This is a genomic window from Desulfitobacterium sp. LBE, assembly GCF_007830365.1.
GTDB lineage: Bacteria > Bacillota > Desulfitobacteriia > Desulfitobacteriales > Desulfitobacteriaceae > Desulfitobacterium > Desulfitobacterium hafniense.
In genome coordinates this window covers 4,702,688-4,719,364 of sequence record NZ_VLKD01000001.1, presented here as the reverse complement: position 1 = coordinate 4,719,364, position 16,677 = coordinate 4,702,688, and the positions used below count along the sequence as shown (strand labels likewise).

Below are 16,677 nucleotides of genomic sequence, written 5' to 3'. Positions count from 1 at the left end.
TTTAACATTCATTCGTGATCTGTATCTTCAAGGTTATTATCATCCCCTGTTCCATCTTCCGGATCTGTCTTATCCGGGTCCGTCTCACCGGGATCAGGCAGTTTCGGTTCATCGGAAACGGAGATAATTTCATTCATTTCAATGGCACTGTAATTGCCATCGTCAAGGAGCACAACCAGTTGGGGATTACCGTCCAGCCATTGGACTGATTGCACAAGGCCTTCCACAATCTTTCCCTCCGTGTTCAATCCCGCCACATACTTGCCGATCATGGCGGCCCCTTGGCTGAGCAGAGAATTCTGGAATAGGGCTCCAAAAGCACTGAGCAGGTTTTCCATACTCTTGGACATATTATTCATTTGCTCCAGGGAACTGAACTGAGCCATTTGGGTGATCATATCTTTGTTATCCATAGGTGAAAGCGGATCCTGATTGGTCAGTTCAGCAACCAACAGCTTCAGAAAATCATCCTTACCCAGAACCTCTTTTGTAGCGTCAGAGACTGCGCTGCTTTGTTTGGATTCTGAGGTGGAAGAGTATTTACTATAATTTGTATCAATTGTGTTCCCCATAGTTTCCTCCTAGGCCTTGATATTAATCCGATTAGCGCCTGGGATCACTTCATCATTGTTCAGTATTCTCTCAAGTTCTTCACTGTTAAGCGACTCTAAAGCGTCATCCCCGCTCTCCTGAGAGCGGCCTGAGCCTTCCCGGCCCTGATGTTCCTGAGCCCCTTCTTTTTGCTCTCCCATCTCCATCTGTCCGCATTGGATGCCTAACTGAGTCAGATTGTCTCTCAGTTCAGACAGATTCTGCTGGAGGATCTGTCCCGTTCCCCCGTCCGCAGCCACCATGCGCAAATGAACTTGTCCCTCATCCCAGCTCATGGAGATATTAATCGTTCCTAAATGAGCGGGGTGCAATTGGATGGTCAGTTCGCGAAGTTGGGGGCGGGCCAGATAAGCCTTGTCAAAGATGTCCCGGGCTACTTGGGTCCAGATGGGCTGATCGCTTTTGTCAGCAACTTTCCCTTGGACTTGAGCGATATCTTTGGCTTGATGGGTTAGATTGCCTGCTGCAACATCGAGTAAGGCAGATTTATTCCCCTTATTTGCTTCTATAGGCTGTTCATTATCCTGAAGCCCTTTGGCAACTGTCCCTTTCGCAGAAACCAAGCCGCCTTCTGCCAACTTTTCTTCCAATACACCATGGGGTGATGGAGTGCCTTTTGCTGCTTCCTGTTTCAGGAGCATATTATCCTCGGAATTCTCCTGATTCAAGCTGAGAATCTCCGGGTTCTTAGCCGGCCTTCCTTCAGGCCCATTACCAGCTCCAGGCTTAACCTGATTCTCACCTAATTCGGTCTCATCCGATCCTGTTCCATCAGGATCAGATTTCGATTTACCTGATAAGGCTGCCAGCAATGTCCCCTGATTAACCTGGACAAACGTATTTGCTGTTGTTTTTGCTGTATCTGTCAGAGTCATGTCAGTTGGCACTGTATTCATAAGTGCCGTATCTGTCTTGGCCTGAGTCACCATTACACTGGGCTCTTGCGCTTCGCCATCCATGGTGATAAATAAACCACTGTTATAGCGCTGAGCAGCAAGTTCTGATTTCTGCTGAGCTAAAGGATTAGCCTCAGCTTGATTTTGCTGCTTAAGCTTCATTTCCCCTGACATTTCTTTAAGTAAATTGGATATCACGTTCTTATATAAATCCAACTCCGACTGGGGGGAAGTCTTCCCCTGAGGCTGTTCTGTCATCCCTGACAGCTGTACATCCTCTAATATGCCTGAATAGTTTGCTGGGAGGGCTTGGTTCCGTAGTGCGTCGAGCTGGGTCATGAGAGTCTTCAGTTGCTCAGAATTGACTCCCTGTTTCCCTTCTCCTTGTAAGCCTTGTACGAAAACCTCTTGGAAACCTTCGTTTCCCTGAAGTATCCCCAAAAGTCCTTGTAACCCATCCAAACCCAATAAGGCGTGACGTCCGGAATTGGCATCCTTGCCTGCCGGTTCCTGACTCTGGTTGCCAGAGTCCTGTCCCTGTCCACCGACTTGGTTCAGCCAACCGCCAAAGATTGCTGCAAACATCATCGCAGCTGAATCTGCACCTGACTGTGAACCACTTGTAAAGGGAGATCCATCTTCAGTGCTTGTGATGGCTCCCCGAGTGGATAGGGCATTAATTCCTGTCATGGCATCACCTCCACCAATACTGAATCTATATAGCTTATCGGCAAAAACCTGGTAAAACTTTAGTTTTTTTTACAACAATAAGCATCATATGAAAAACGGTACCTGTCCCCATTTTTCACCCATTAGAATAAATTCTTCTTTTGGCGGCTGAGGCGGCCTCTTAGGCGCAGAATGGCTTGGGAATGAAGCTGGGAGATTCTTGATTCTGAAAGTTTCATAATCGCAGCGATTTCTTTCAGGGTAAGATCTTCCTGATAATATAAGGCCACGACCAGTTTTTCCTTCTCAGGAAGCTTTTCGATAGCGTCGGCCAGGATCTTTTTTTGCTCATCAAGTTCAACTTCCTGAAAGGCTTCCTGGGCTATGGGGTCCATCAACTGTGTCCTGGGGGTATAGGCTTCCCCTTCCTCACCAACAGCTACTTCATCAAGGGAGGTCAAGGTCAGCATTTGCCCTTGATGCAGGGCAGCTTCCAAGTCCCGCGGTTCCATCCGCAGCAAAACCGCTACTTCTTCATTGCTGGCAGGACGGCCATGCCGTGCCTCCACTTCGGCAAAGGCATCCTGGATGCGCTTGATTTTCTGCCGTGCCGAATGAGGTACCCAATCCATCGTCCGCAAGCCATCGATAATCGCTCCCCGGATTCTCAGCGTAGCGTAAGTTTCAAATTTCACTCCCCGAACAGGGTCAAAACGCTCTAAGGCATCCAACAATCCAAACACACCGTAGCCGATTAAATCGTCTTCATCCACATGTTGAGGTAAGGAAATAAGCAACCGGCCGGAGATCCGCTTGACTAACGGCAAATACTTTTCAATTTGCTCGACTCTCCATGATCCTCGATTGGCTGCTTCATAAGGATTCGACATCTTGTTGGCCCCCCTTCCTTACAATCCTAGTCACCCCAACCCATTCTTCTCACCATTTCCGCTTGCTTCTCCACGCTGGGCTCCCCTTCGGCAAACTCCTGATTCAATTGCCCCGCTCTGGTGGCTGGAATTTGGCCGCCCTCCGGCCTTTCGCCACCGAAACTCAGATTATCTTCTTGCCCCACGGCAATGTCTAAAAGGTTACCCGGCTCAATCAGCTCCATTTCTATGCCGGTCTTTTCAAAAATAATGATACTGGCCATGCATATACCATAGATAAGGGTAAAACCGATAATGGCACTAAGGACAACAAAAATAAAGTTTTCCCCACTATAAAAGCTAATCAATGCTAAGACAGCTGAAACGACAAGTGCAAAATACCATGTCCAAAGCCGTAATTTATCCATCATCTATTAAATCACCTTTTCGCCATGGTTAATGGTTCGAACCTTAAGATCCCCTGTGCCCACATCAAAATGGATGGTTCGTCCAAAACTTCCCCCGACGTCGGAGACGAGGAGGGGAATACCCAGACGCTTTAACTCCACAATCACTTGTTCAGCATTGCGATCCCCTATCTTTAACACGGGCGGTTTTCCCGGAAAGGAAAACATTTGGGCGCCTCCGGCCATTTTGGCGCGCAGGCGGGATTTGGAGGCACCTAAACGAAGGATTTCCGTCACCAGAAGCTCCATCGCTGTATCGGCATATTTAGCAGGGTTTCCACCAGGGGCACTCCCCGCCGTGGGCAGCATAATATGAGCCATACCCCCGACCTTCTGAATCGGGTCATGAACACATATACCAATACAAGAGCCTAATCCTGCCGTCATTAAAATATTAGGCGCTTTTGTCGTTTTCAAATCAGCCATACCAACACTAATTACATTGCTCATAGTCCCAAAGCTCCCAGCAGTTTTATCAATGATCCCTCATCAGGTAAGAATACGAACTTTCCTTCAATTTGCGGTATCCCGGTAAGCTGAGTATTAATAAAGAGAACCGTATCCTCAAGTATTCCATCTTCCAGGAGAATCGCATCAAAAATTGCCCCCACCATATCCACGGCTAAAGCAGGCACAGAAGGTTGAAGAGGGACTCCTGAAAACTCAGTTAAAGCGATGAGAAATGAACTTACCATGATATTGCCCACTTCTTTAAGAGCCGATTGAGCCATCTCATTATCAAAGAGGTTAAAGGATTCATTGGAACCAAATAAGGCTTGTACCAGTATTTCCGCACTTTCCAGAGGAAAGAAGAACACTGCCTTGCCAGAAGCGTCCCCTTCGACTTTAACGTAGATGACGGCTTGGGGAACCTCCAGATGACCGATCACCATAGGAGCCTTCTCAAATTCTATGGCTTTAACCTCGGGAATGGACATTTCAATGCGGCGGTTGAGCATAGTGGATAAGGCTGTCGCGGCGTGTCCTGAGCCAATATTTCCGATCTCTCGCAACGCATCCAATTGCATTTGATTAATTTCCATGCTTAGATCAATCCTTTCTTACGCAAGTCTCTTTGAATATCAAAAACACATCGGATGATGCGATCGCGATCACGTTCGGAAATTTGATAGAAATCTACGGACACGGAAAAGTACTTGGTGTCTTTAATAGGCTCTACCCGACATACCCGGCCCGGAGTTCCGATGGTTCCGCAGGGTAATTCAAGATTGGCATAGAGAATGGAGCCTTTGTCCAACTTGACCTTGGCCTGAAAACGCATTCCGCCGCCGCTCAGATCCAACATATTCCCCTTCTGCAGGTCCCCCAACCCTTCCCTTTCCACCACTTGATAGGTTATAGGGAAAGAGACGGGAACCCGCACATAGTTCCTCCTTTGGACCCTTCTAATACTATCCGGCACCTTCAGGACAAACATCGGTATGGGTGTTGCGATACGCTGAAGAACCGATGACATAAAAGAGTAGGAAGCCACGTCATCCCAAAAAGTAACCTCCACAAGAGTACCCTCCTGCAGGGGAATGATCATCCCTTGGTAATGGGGTGCATATACAGATAGTCGTGTTTTGCCGATTTCATCGACATGTGTCTTATAATTTCCTTCATAGTCCCCTTCCGGAACATGCAACTCAACAGCTAATCCGGAAACTAATTTATCAAGGTATTGCACTGCCTTCACCCCCGCAAAAGATTCTTTAAAAAGCCACGAATTCCCCCTGCTTGTCTCGGTGGACTAAGATAAAGTCCGGACACCGAACCGGCAATCCATTGAATACATTGATAAGCTGAACTTTGCGGATAGGATACTCCGATGGGTTCTTGTTTCATAATGGCTCTGCCCACGGATATATCTTCATAGACCCACCCCAATAAATTGACGGGAGCATTCAGGAACCGCTTCGCGGCGCTCTCCAGGCGTTCATAGGTGTCTTTGGCATCCGATTCCCTATGTACCCGGTTCACCACTACATTGACCGTAACGCCATCCTTAACCTTTTGCAAAGCCTTGAGCAGGCCGTAAGCATCGGTTAAGGCGGTTGGCTCCGGGGTGGTAACCAGGATGATATCATCTGCCGCCCTTAAGAAATTGAGCACCGTATGCCCTAATCCTGCACCTGTATCAATGATAATAATATCTGTCAGGGACTCTAAGCGTCCCAGATTTCTGACGACCTCTTCCAGCCGCTCCCTCTCGATGTTGGCTAAATCCTGGACACCTGATCCCCCCGGTAATATCCCTATCCCTTTCGGGCCATAGATCAGGATTTCTTCGATATCCTTTTCACCATTGAGAAGGTGCTCAAAAGTATAACGGGGTGTAACGCCGCAGGCTATATCCAGGTTCGCAAGTCCCAGATCGCCATCCAGAAGAATGACCCGATAGCCCAAATCAATCAATGCCAAGCCCAAATTCACACTGAAATTGGTCTTGCCCACGCCGCCCTTCCCGCTGGTCACAGCCAATACACGCAGATCGTGTTGGGAGTTCGAATTGGCAGTAAGGTCAGGTTTATGCCGGGCGGCGATACGCCTTAATACTTTTGCCTGGTCATTCACGCCGCTCCCCCTCCCCCAGAATATAACGAGTCAAACGCTCTGGGGTTGCTACTTCTATATCATCCGGAACATTTTGCCCATTGGTAATATATGCAACAGGCAGGTCGGTTCTTTCCAAAAGATTAAGCATAGTGCCCCCGCCGATTGTTTCATCCAGTTTGGTAAAAATCAGATGGGTCGTCAAAGGCTCGAAGCGCTCATAGATCCTGGCCAGATCCGCGGCCTGAGTGGCGGCACTCATAACGAGCATGGTCAGCTCCGGCTGAGCCTTCTCCAGAAACGCCTTCAATTCAGACATATGAAGATCATGGTGAGGACTGCGTCCGGCCGTATCAATAAAAATAAGCTCCTTGTCCTCATGGCGCTGAATCGCCTCCCGAAGACCGGAGGGAGTCATGACCACATCTACAGGCACGCCAATAATCTCCCCAAAGGTTTTTAGCTGCTCCACGGCAGCGACCCGGTAGGTGTCTGCAGTGATTAAAGCAACCCGCCGTTTATCCACGATGCTGAAGCCTGCCGCTAATTTACCAATGGTGGTGGTTTTTCCCACCCCTGTAGGTCCGACTAACGCCACTATCCTCGGTTTGCGGACTCCTGGCTGAATAGCCGCCGTATTGCTGCAGATCCGGCGTATGGTTTCCTTGAGGCAGGCCCTGACCCGATGATCCTCCCCCCAGTCCTCTTCACGGACATTTTGCTGAACTGAGCGAAGTATTCTCTTGATCAGCTTGGGATTTATGCCCCGCTCTTTGAGCAGATCGGCCCATTTTTGCAAAGGCACAGGCCATACGCTTTGCTCTCCGTCCAAACCTTCAATTTGGCGGTTCATACTTTCCAGCAATTTGCGCATGGATTGCAGTTCTGCCTCTAAAGCATTGAGTTCCGCCCCCTTTGGAGTGCTTACCTCAACCCGGGGAGTCCTTTCCAGCACAGGGGGCTCCGCTCCCTTTCCTGAAGCATAAGCGGGGCGCTCCATAGGCAAAGGGCTTTCCTTCCGAACCCCATAAGGGTTCCCTGGGTATAACGATTTGACAGGGGCTTGTTCTTTGCTCACAGGTTCTTCTTCAATAGCCGCCATCACTTCCACTTTATGCTTGCCAAAAAAACCTAATACTCCGCCTTCCTTAAATTGCCGTGTCTGAAGGATGACCGCATCGGCACCCAATTCCTTCTTTACTTTGCCCATGGTCTCGGCCACCGTATCGCCAACAAAACGCTTAACTCGCATTTCCAGTCGTCACCATCCCTACTGCCTGAACTTGCACACCATGTACAAGTTCGTTATAAGATAGAACCATAAGCTGGGGCAACTGACGCTCAGTTACCCGTTTTAGATTAATCCTTACTACCGGAGCGCAGACCAGGACAGGGTTATATCCTTTGAGGACCATTTTCTCTATTTCCCGGACTAAGGATTGCATAAGTTCCTGCAATACACGGGGATCCAGGGTCATATAGCTTCCAAAATCCGAAGGCTGGATGCTGTCCAGAATCAGCTGCTCCAGCTTCGGATCCAAGGTAAGCACCGGCAATTGTTTGTCCATGCCCAGAAGAGGTTGAACGATCTGCCGGGCTAAAGACTGACGAACATATTCCGTTAGGCGGTCCAAATCCTTTGTGGTTGAGGCATAATCGGCTAATGTTTCCAAAATGGTCACCATATCCCGGATGGAAACCCGTTCTCTCAGCAAATTCGAAAGAACTTTTTGCAGATGCCCCAGATCCAAATGCTCCATGGCATCATCCACTGCCGCCGGTGCCTGCTCCCGAGCATGATCCAGAAGAGTCTTCACATCCTGACGGCTTAAGATTTCCCAGGCATTGCTCTTAATCACTTCTGTCAAATGGGTCGCTAAGACGGTGGGCGCATCCACCACAGTCCCGCCGTTCATCTCGACTTCTTCTCTGTAAACAGCATTAATCCACTTGGCATCCAGCCCAAAAGCAGGCTCTTTGGTGGGTATGCCCGGAATATTATCGTCCCCCAGGCCGCTGCTCATGGCCAGATAGTGGTCGGCCAGGATTTCTCCACCGGCCACCTCGGCACCGCGAATTTTAATTGAATACTGATTGGGTTGCAGATTCATATTATCCCTGACGCGAATCACCGGCACGATAAAGCCCAACTCGCTGGCTACCTGCCGCCGGATTAAGACGATACGGTCTAAGAGATCGCCCCCCTGCTGGACATCGACTAAAGCGATCAGGGCATACCCCAACTCCAATTCCATATTATCCACATTTAAAAGATTAAGGACATTCTCCGGTTTTTTACTTTCTTCAAGAGCTGTTTCCCGTGCCGCCGCGCTCTCTTCCACCACTGCTTTCTGACTGCCTTTATCCATAACTCTGCCCAGCGCCACAAGGACAATAGCAACGATCAACAAGGGCAAAAGAGGGAGTCCGAACAAGGCCAGGATCATGGCTACCCCTGCGGTTATGTAAAGGGCCTTCGGCGTCTGGAAAAGCTGCCTGGAGAGGTCTTCACCCAGGTTGGTTTCCGAGGCGGCCCGGGTGACCACCAGACCTGTAGCCGTAGACATCAAAAGGGCTGGAATTTGTGTCACAAGTCCATCCCCAATGGTCAATAGAGTATAGGTATGCAAAGCTTCCATGATGTCCATACCCCGGACAACGACTCCGGTAACAAATCCCCCAATAATGTTAATAAAGAGGATGATAATAGCGGCGATGGCGTCCCCTTTGACGAATTTGCTGGCTCCATCCATGGCCCCATAAAAATCGGCCTCAGCTTGAATCTTTTGCCGGCGATCCCGGGCCTGGGTTTCAGTAATCATTCCGGCATTCAGGTCGGCATCAATGCTCATTTGTTTTCCCGGCATAGCATCCAAGGTGAAGCGGGCCCCTACTTCAGATACCCGTTCCGAACCCTTGGTAATGACGATAAAATTTACGACAACCAGGATGGCAAAGATGATAAAACCGACTACCGCACTGCCTTTAACGACAAACTCTCCAAACTGCTGAATGACTTCACCCGCATGACCTTCTCCGAGAATTAAACGGGTCGTCGTCACGTTAAGGGAGAGACGAAACAAAGTTAAAATCAGAATCAGGGAGGGAAGCACCGAAAAATCCAAGGGGTCTTTGGTAAAGACCGAGATCATCAAAGTCAGCACTGCCGCAGAAATGCTTATGGTCAATAAAATATCCAACATCAGGGGAGGAATCGGTACAACCATCATGACAACAATAGACACGATGAAAATAGCTGCGAGCACGTCAATATTGCTGTACCAACGGCGGTTGACGTTTGTGGCCATGAGTGGATTCCTCCTTTCTTACCCGGTATATTTCTTGCGCTTAAGCCGGTACACAAAGGCGAGAACCTCTGCCACGGCTTTATAGAGATCCGCAGGCACGGCTTGTCCGATTTCCGCTTGAGCGAAAAGGGCCCGGGCCAGCGGTTTATTTTCCATGGTTATGATGCCATAGTCTTTGGCAAGCTGCTTAATCCGTTGGGCAATTTCATCGGCGCCTTTAGCCACCACCACCGGGGCCGAATTTTCTTTGGGATCATAGCGCAGGGCTACAGCATAGTGGGTGGGATTGGTCACCACCACATCGGCAGTCTTTAAATCCTGCATCATGCGGCGCATGGACATGGCCCTTTGTTTTCTTTTAATTTCCCCTTTAAGCTGAGGATTCCCTTCTGTTTGCTTATATTCCTGCTTCAACTCTTCGTGGGACATTTTAAGATTTTTCTCATAATCCCACCACTGGTAGAGAAAATCGATGGCCGCAATGATGAAGAAGGACAGAGCGATTTTCCAACCCATCTCGATGATCAAACCACCGATAAATATCGCCCCCTCGCCGACTGTGAGACGAGCCATGACCGGAAAGATTTCGAAATTATCCCGGATAGTGGCGTAAACAAAATAGCCAATGAAAATGACCTTGAGCAAAGACTTAATCAGCTCCACCCAGGCTTTCATGCCAAACATCCGTTTAGCACCGCTAATCATACTAATCCGGCTCAGTTGGGGCTTTAAAGGCTCCACCGTAAAAAGAGAGCGTACCTGAAGGTAATTGGCACCGGTGGCGATGACAGCCCCCACCACAAACAAAGGGGCAACGATTTGAACGCCCAGCCAGAGAAGATCCACCATCAGACTGGCAATGGAGCGGGCCGTCCATTCTGCAGATAGCCCATAGACATAAGGAAATATCTGACTGATTTTTTCCACCATGGTAGGCACATAGAACTTTAACAACCCAATAAAGCTGACCAGCATAAGTGCGGAAACCATTTCCGTACTCTTAAAAACCTGGCCCTTCTTACGTGCTTCCTGCCTGCGCCTGGGCGTGGCCTGAAACGTTTTTTCACTCATGTTCCCTGCCACCCTTTATACAGCTCTAAAAGCCAGGTCATGGCCCGCTCAAAGAGCATGTTGACTGTTTCGCCAAAAAAGCCGATTCCCAAAAAAAGAATAGTAAAGCCAAAGATGATCTTTACGGGAAAGATGACCGTAAAAATATTCATCTGGGGCACGGTGCGCATCAAGAGCCCCACGCCGATATCTGTGAGAACCAACGCACCGATGACGGGGAGGGCCAATTGTACGGATAAGGTGAAGATTTCCCGAATGAGAAAGATATAATAATTAAGTCCTTGGGGGAGAGCCCCCGGATTGATCGGGACATAAGTATAGCTCTTGACCATAGCCGCAATAAGATAATGGTGGGAGTTGGTAGCCAGGAGGAGCATAATGGCCAAAATCATTTGAAAATTACCCATCATCGCACTTTGCACACCAAAAATCGGATCGATGGCTCCGCTCATATTAAAGCCCATCTGCATGTCAATCAATTGACCTGCCCCTTCTAATACGGCAGTGATGGCATAAATGACAAAGCCGATCACAAGGCCAACCACAATTTCTTTGATTAATAATGCTGCGTAGGGCAGTGTTTCGCTGGGAATCTGGGGTCCGGCGGCCATGATGAGCGGATAGAGGATGATCGAAATGCTTACCGCTAAGCCCAATTTGACCATGGCGGGAACCCCGCGGGCTCCAAACACCGGGGCCAGCATAATCATGCCTGCCCAACGTGAGAGAATAAGGAGGAACAGCGTGAGATTCCATTGCAAAAATTCTGCTAAGCCCATGTCTCTCCTCCGCGATGATTAATATTTACCAAAAATGGCCAAATCGTTAAAAAGATTGGTCGTAAAACCTGTAATCACATTGAGCATCCACGGACCCAATAAAAGCATGACCAGTGCAATGGCCAGGATTTTGGGAATAAAGGTCAGGGTCTGCTCTTGAATCTGGGTCATGGCCTGAAAAATACTGACCAGTAAACCCACAAGCAAGCTCACACCCAATACAGGACCTCCGATCATCAAGGCTGTCATCAAGGCTTCTTTGGCCAGATAAAGTACGTCACTTTGATTCATTCATACACATCCTTAGGTTAGTAGAAGCTTGTGACAAGTGACTGGACGACAAGGTGCCAACCGTCCACCAAGACAAACAGAAGAATCTTAAAGGGCAAGGAAACCATCATGGGGGGAAGCATCATCATACCCATGGACATCAGCACAGAAGCCACCAGCATATCGATCACCATAAAGGGGATAAAGATGGCAAAGCCCATCTGAAAGGCTGTCTTCAGCTCACTGATCACAAAGGCAGGAATGAGGACATAGGTGGGGATATCGCCGTAAGTTTGGGGTTGCTCCATTCTGGCCAGACCGACAAACAGGGTAAGATCTTTTTCCCGGGTCTGCTCGAACATAAATTGCCTTAAAGGGGCCTCCGCTTGCTGCAGAGCCTCGGCCTGAGTTATTTGATTTTGCATATAGGGCTGGAGGGCCTGGGTATTGATCTCGTTCCAAGTGGGCGCCATGACGAAAAAAGTTAAGAATAAAGAAAGACCAATAAGTACCTGATTGGGCGGCAGCTGCTGTGTACCAAGGGCATTGCGCACAAAGGAGAGGACAATAATCGTCCGGGTAAAAGAGGTCATCAGCACAAGAATGGCCGGAGCGATGGAGAGTACGGTCAATAAAAGCAGGATTTGCAGGGTTGAGCTGGTTTGCTCAGCCGTTGTCGTCCCGAAATCAAGGGTTAATCCGGCGGCCAAAACCACATCCGTATTGACCAGTATCCCGCCCCAAATCAAGAAGAACAGCAGCAAAGCTTTCACGTTTCGCTTCTTTGCTGAACCCAATGCCTTCACGGTGGCTGTCATTGGTCCACCTCCTCAAGCAAACGTTCAAGCTCATCGGCAAAGGGTTCTTTCCCCCGGCGTCGTTTACCGCCAAAGGTGCGCTGGGCAATTCCGGATAGAATGCCTTCTACCCGCTCAGTGGGCCGGTGGGCCAGCTCATCCAGGATCTCAGCCGCCAGTTCAGGGTCATTGATCTCATCGATCTTCGTCAAATGATGATCCGTTCCCCCCAGGATCTGGAGCTTTCCGGCAATTTCCACCAAATAGAGGGATTGGCTGGCATTGAGCATTTGCCGATCCAGAACTCTCGCCCAAGGCGCCTGCATGCCCCGGAAAGAAGCCTGGTTCATCTTGCGGATGACCCATAAAGCAACTATCAGAATAAGGAGAAAGACGAGAATCGTCCCGATGATCCCCCCCCAGTAGGAGGGATCGGATACACTTCTACTAACTTCACCCGTCATCTGAGGTTGAAAGGGCGTCTTTTCATCTATACTCACTTGGATATTTGGCATTTTACTTCAGCGCCTTTTTTACAGCCTCAACCACCCGATCTGCTTGGAAGGGTTTGACAATAAAGTCCTTGGCGCCGGATTGAATGGCATCGATAACCATCGCTTGCTGGCCCATGGCACTGCACATAATGATCTTGGCTTGAGGGTCCTTCTTGCGAATCTCGCGAACGGCCTGCAGTCCATCCATTTCAGGCATGGTAATGTCCATGATCACTAGATCCGGGGTCAATTCAAGAAATTTGTCCACGGCCACAGCCCCATTTTCAGCCTCACCAACCACTGTGAAGCCGTTTTTGGTTAAGATATCCTTGACCATCATCCGCATAAACGCAGCATCATCAACAATTAAAACATTAGCACCCACAATTTTTCCTCCTTATTAAAAACGGGATAAATCTTAAATCTTTACCGGGGTTTTATTGAAACCCTATGGCCTTTGTCATGCGTTCGCTGGGCTGCACAATATCGGTAATGCGTATCCCAAAGGTCTCATTGATGACAACGACTTCACATTTGGCGATAAGTTTACCATTGACAATCATATCCACCGGTTCTCCAGCCAGGCGATCCAGCTCAATGACTGAGCCGGGTCCCAATTCCAGGATCTCCTTGATGGTTTTCTTGGCCTTGCCTAACTCCACGCTGACCTGTAAGGGAACATCCAGAATAAGTTCGAGGTTCTCCTGCCCATGAAGGGGATCGCCAGGCTTTAAGGGAACAAATTGGGCCGGTTGTACCGGTGTTGGCGGAACCCCATAGCCCGGAGTATAATAACCGCCTTGATTGTGCCCATAAGCAGGTCCGCCATATCCTTGCTGCTGCTGAGGAGGATATTCCGGCTGAGCCTGAGGCATGAAGTGACCGGGGGCCGGTGCCGGGGCCGCTGGCTGCCCATAGCCGCTGACAGGTGCCTGAGGTTGTTCCATCTGGATAGAAGGAGCAGGAGCAGGAGTAGGGGCGGGTTTGGGCTCCGGTTTCGAACCGCTTCCTCCCATCGAACCCAGAAGCTTGCCAACCATCCCTTTCGCTACATGAATGGGAATCACTTGAACTAAAATGCTGTCAATGACATCCTCCACCACCATCCGGAAAGAAATCCGCACTAGTTCTTCGTGGGATTGAAGCACATTGGTAATGATGTCGTCATCTTGGGGTGACATATCATTTAAGACGAGCTGGGGTGGCGTAATATCCACGACAGAATTAAACATGGTGGACATGGAGGTAGCCGCCGAACCCATCATCTGGTTCATGGCTTCCGAGATGCCGCTGATGCTAAGCTCTGAGAGCTCTGTCGGGGGATTTTCCCCTGTTCCTCCCATCATGAGATCCACGATAACCGCTCCATCCCGTTGGGATAGAATAAGAAGATTAGACCCTTCAATTCCCGCTTTATACCGGACATCGACGATCACCGAGGGAATGGGATAATCCTTGCGGATTTGCTCTGCACTGGCCATATCCACTTTAGGGGTGGTGATTTCAACTTTCTTTCCTAAGAGCTGGGATAGGGTTGTCGCTGCTGTTCCCATGGAGATATTGGCAATTTCTCCTATAGCATCCCTTTCCATATCACTGAACTCTACCGCCGGCTCCTTTTGCGCTGGGGGATCCGTTTGCTGATTCCCTCCCAGCAGGGCATCGATTTCTTCCTGGGAAAGCATCCCGTTACCCATCCTGATCCCTTCCTTCCTCAACGATTTCTGTTATTTGAACAGCGAGATGTTCCCCATGCAGACCAGGAATTCCTTTAAACTTTCTAAAATTCCCAACATAAACAGGGAGCGCTTCTTTAACATTTTGCATCAGCGGGATCACATCCCCTGGTGCCAATTCCAAAAGGTCACGAACTAAAATCTCCGAATGTCCCAGCAAGGTGGTCATATCCACTTTGGCCCATTCGATCTTCCGGCGAATGGCGTTCACCTGTTCCTTGGAGGTCACTTTGGCCTGAGTAGAAAAGAGGAACAAGGTACTAAGTTTGTCTAAGACAGGCTCCAGCACGAGATAAGGCAGACACATATTGACCATTCCCACCATTTCTCCCACCTGAACCTCTAAAGTGACGAGAATGATCATTTCATTGGGTGCAACAATTTGGGTAAACTGAGGGTTGGTTTCCAGAACTATGTACTCCGGCTCATTAGGAATAACCTCAGACCAAGCCTCACCAATCAGATTAATCATCTGTTGCGCCCGATGGGAAATAATCGTTCGCTCAATCTCCGTCAGATCCCGATTCTTCTCCGAGCCTTGTCCCTGCCCTCCCAGCAACCGGTCAATGATCGCGAAGGCCAAGGCCGGGCTCATCTCCATCAGCAGTGTTCCCTCCAGGGGATTCAAAGTATATAAACTGAGGATCGTCGGATTGGGCAAGGAACGGATGAACTCATCATAGGTTATCTGCTCAATGGAGCTCACTTTAGTCTCAATAACCGAATGAAGATGCCCCGACAAGTAGGTCGTCAAGGACCGGCAATAATTCTCATAAATATTCTGGAGGGAGTGAATCTGATCTTTGGAAAATTTGTTCGGTCGTCTAAAATCGTAAACTCGGACTTTCTTCTGTACTTTCGTGGTTTTAATTTCCTCAGCATCGACTTGACCATCAGAAAGCGCGTTTAGTAGGGCATCAATTTCGTCTTGTGACAATACCTCTCCCATAAGATCCCCCCTCTCAAACATTCTTGTTTATGTACTATAGTAATGCAGGTATGTCATAAATAACAGTATTTTTCACGGTTAAGCAGTATCTTCCAGCTGGAATGCTTACTGATAAACAAAGGATAAGAAGAAAATTCCCTGAACCTGGTTGCCTGTGACTTCATTAAGTTGGGTAATCAGTTCGTGCTTCAGATCTTCACGGATCTCGGGTTGCATATCCTTTAAGGTCTTGCTGGAAAGAACGGTATTAATCCGATCCTTAATAAAGGCATCCTTAGCTGTAAGCACAGCTTCTGATTTTTCGTTCATTCCTTCAAGAGCTATCGAGGTCTTAAGAAAAGCCCCGCCCTGAAGATTGACGGTAAATTCTCCAACGGATATAACGGGGCCCTCTTCCTTCTTGATCACGGCCTGTCCTGTAGGGCTGGGGCTGTCTGAGAAGAACAGCTTTTGGGCACCCAAGGTGCCGACGACACCAATCGTCGATCCTAAAAATCCGGCAAGAAAAATTGCAATAATTAACTTTCGGTCCATTGCTCTGACATCTCCCCTTCTTCTCGAAATAACGGATGACAATGCCTTTTATATTCCGTCACTCTGCGAATGAGCTCTTCCGTCGTTTCTGTGACAACGTATTTATTTCCACCCGTTAAGGTGATGACCGTATCCGGGGTTGCTTCCATGCTTTCGATCAGGTCCGAATTAAGAACCAGCTTTTTACCATTGATGCGGGTGACTTCGATCATAAGCTACTCCTCCGTCCAAACATTATTTGGCCTGCTTCATCCAGGACAGCTTGTTCACGCCGCTGCTCTTTAAGGTTGAATACCGCCCTTTGTTTCTCCTTCAACTTCTTCAACTTCTCAGTATCCTGGTGGGCTTCAAGAAGCCTTTGCCGCTGCTGTGTGACCACCTTTTCCTGTTGGGATACTTCCTCTGCTATATAACGCAGAAGCTCGATCTGCTTTTGGGTAAAACTTTGCCATAGACCCAGATCCTGGGGTGAGGTTCGGCAAGCCTCCTCTTGACCCTCCAAGGCAAATTGCCACACTCTCTCTTGAGCCTGGCGGGCCTTTTGGAGAGAAAAATGCTTTTGGATCTCCTGAGCAAGAAGCCGCTGCTGCTCTTCAAGGCTGCGTTCGGCCAGCCTTAAGGCTGCCTCGAGGCGGAATCTGAATTTGGCCAATCGAATCGCCTCCTTATC

Annotated in this window: 21 protein-coding genes; all 21 read right to left on the bottom strand. The window is 48.8% G+C overall.

The features are described from left to right. Positions 1-8: 8 nt before the first annotated feature. Complete coding sequence (locus DESLBE_RS22250; protein ID WP_144678237.1) at positions 9-572, bottom strand: flagellar hook capping FlgD N-terminal domain-containing protein; 564 nt, start codon at positions 570-572, stop codon at positions 9-11. 9 nt (positions 573-581) lie between these two features. Continuing rightward, entirely contained in the window at positions 582-2,198 is a 1,617-nt protein-coding gene (locus DESLBE_RS22245; protein WP_144678236.1) for a flagellar hook-length control protein FliK, read from the bottom strand. A 122-nt stretch (positions 2,199-2,320) separates the two neighbouring features. After that, positions 2,321-3,067: a FliA/WhiG family RNA polymerase sigma factor gene (locus DESLBE_RS22240; protein ID WP_144678235.1), complete on the bottom strand. Its 747-nt coding sequence runs from the start codon at positions 3,065-3,067 to the stop codon at positions 2,321-2,323. 26 nt (positions 3,068-3,093) lie between these two features. Beyond that, positions 3,094-3,477 carry a hypothetical protein gene (locus DESLBE_RS22235; protein ID WP_144678234.1) on the bottom strand — a complete coding sequence of 128 codons (384 nt, stop codon included), beginning with the start codon at positions 3,475-3,477 and terminating at the stop codon, positions 3,094-3,096. A 3-nt stretch (positions 3,478-3,480) separates the two neighbouring features. Next, the gene (locus tag DESLBE_RS22230) at positions 3,481-3,963 is read right to left on the bottom strand and encodes a chemotaxis protein CheD (protein WP_018212587.1); all 483 of its coding nucleotides are present in this window, start codon (positions 3,961-3,963) and stop codon (positions 3,481-3,483) included. Further along, positions 3,960-4,556, bottom strand: coding sequence for a chemotaxis protein CheC (locus tag DESLBE_RS22225; protein ID WP_144678233.1), 597 nt, complete (start codon positions 4,554-4,556; stop codon positions 3,960-3,962). The genes DESLBE_RS22230 and DESLBE_RS22225 overlap by 4 nt, the downstream gene beginning before the upstream one ends. 2 nt (positions 4,557-4,558) lie before the next feature. Next, on the bottom strand, positions 4,559-5,203 hold the full coding sequence (locus DESLBE_RS22220; protein WP_144678232.1) for a flagellar brake protein: 645 nt from the start codon (positions 5,201-5,203) through the stop codon (positions 4,559-4,561). A gap of 5 nt (positions 5,204-5,208) precedes the next feature. Continuing rightward, the gene (locus DESLBE_RS22215) at positions 5,209-6,090 is read right to left on the bottom strand and encodes a MinD/ParA family protein (protein ID WP_144678231.1); all 882 of its coding nucleotides are present in this window, start codon (positions 6,088-6,090) and stop codon (positions 5,209-5,211) included. Then, entirely contained in the window at positions 6,083-7,321 is a 1,239-nt protein-coding gene (gene flhF / locus DESLBE_RS22210; RefSeq protein ID WP_144678230.1) for a flagellar biosynthesis protein FlhF, read from the bottom strand. Before flhF ends, DESLBE_RS22215 begins: the two co-directional genes overlap by 8 nt. Continuing rightward, positions 7,311-9,377: a flagellar biosynthesis protein FlhA gene (flhA, locus tag DESLBE_RS22205; RefSeq protein ID WP_144678229.1), complete on the bottom strand. Its 2,067-nt coding sequence runs from the start codon at positions 9,375-9,377 to the stop codon at positions 7,311-7,313. Before flhA ends, flhF begins: the two co-directional genes overlap by 11 nt. Positions 9,378-9,395: 18 nt before the next feature. Then, positions 9,396-10,448 carry a flagellar biosynthesis protein FlhB gene (gene flhB / locus DESLBE_RS22200; protein ID WP_144678228.1) on the bottom strand — a complete coding sequence of 351 codons (1,053 nt, stop codon included), beginning with the start codon at positions 10,446-10,448 and terminating at the stop codon, positions 9,396-9,398. After that, positions 10,445-11,227 (bottom strand): flagellar biosynthetic protein FliR, encoded by a 783-nt coding sequence (fliR, locus tag DESLBE_RS22195; protein WP_005816212.1) that lies wholly within the window; start codon positions 11,225-11,227, stop codon positions 10,445-10,447. Before fliR ends, flhB begins: the two co-directional genes overlap by 4 nt. Positions 11,228-11,245: 18 nt before the next feature. Further along, the gene (gene fliQ / locus DESLBE_RS22190) at positions 11,246-11,518 is read right to left on the bottom strand and encodes a flagellar biosynthesis protein FliQ (RefSeq protein ID WP_005816214.1); all 273 of its coding nucleotides are present in this window, start codon (positions 11,516-11,518) and stop codon (positions 11,246-11,248) included. Positions 11,519-11,535: 17 nt separating this feature from the next. Then, positions 11,536-12,315 carry a flagellar type III secretion system pore protein FliP gene (gene fliP / locus DESLBE_RS22185; RefSeq protein ID WP_018212581.1) on the bottom strand — a complete coding sequence of 260 codons (780 nt, stop codon included), beginning with the start codon at positions 12,313-12,315 and terminating at the stop codon, positions 11,536-11,538. Then, positions 12,312-12,809 carry a flagellar biosynthetic protein FliO gene (gene fliO / locus DESLBE_RS22180; protein WP_144678227.1) on the bottom strand — a complete coding sequence of 166 codons (498 nt, stop codon included), beginning with the start codon at positions 12,807-12,809 and terminating at the stop codon, positions 12,312-12,314. The genes fliP and fliO overlap by 4 nt, the downstream gene beginning before the upstream one ends. Position 12,810: 1 nt before the next feature. Beyond that, positions 12,811-13,173 (bottom strand): response regulator, encoded by a 363-nt coding sequence (locus DESLBE_RS22175; RefSeq protein WP_018212579.1) that lies wholly within the window; start codon positions 13,171-13,173, stop codon positions 12,811-12,813. Positions 13,174-13,225: 52 nt separating this feature from the next. Continuing rightward, the gene (gene fliY / locus DESLBE_RS22170; RefSeq protein WP_144678226.1) at positions 13,226-14,485 is read right to left on the bottom strand and encodes a flagellar motor switch phosphatase FliY; all 1,260 of its coding nucleotides are present in this window, start codon (positions 14,483-14,485) and stop codon (positions 13,226-13,228) included. Next, complete coding sequence (gene fliM / locus DESLBE_RS22165; protein ID WP_026183958.1) at positions 14,478-15,473, bottom strand: flagellar motor switch protein FliM; 996 nt, start codon at positions 15,471-15,473, stop codon at positions 14,478-14,480. The genes fliY and fliM overlap by 8 nt, the downstream gene beginning before the upstream one ends. Before the next feature lie 105 nt (positions 15,474-15,578). After that, positions 15,579-16,007, bottom strand: coding sequence for a flagellar basal body-associated FliL family protein (locus DESLBE_RS22160; protein WP_018212577.1), 429 nt, complete (start codon positions 16,005-16,007; stop codon positions 15,579-15,581). Next, complete coding sequence (locus DESLBE_RS22155) at positions 15,992-16,219, bottom strand: flagellar FlbD family protein (RefSeq protein ID WP_018212576.1); 228 nt, start codon at positions 16,217-16,219, stop codon at positions 15,992-15,994. The genes DESLBE_RS22160 and DESLBE_RS22155 overlap by 16 nt, the downstream gene beginning before the upstream one ends. Beyond that, complete coding sequence (locus DESLBE_RS22150) at positions 16,216-16,659, bottom strand: flagellar FliJ family protein (protein WP_144678225.1); 444 nt, start codon at positions 16,657-16,659, stop codon at positions 16,216-16,218. The genes DESLBE_RS22155 and DESLBE_RS22150 overlap by 4 nt, the downstream gene beginning before the upstream one ends. Positions 16,660-16,677: the final 18 nt, after the last annotated feature.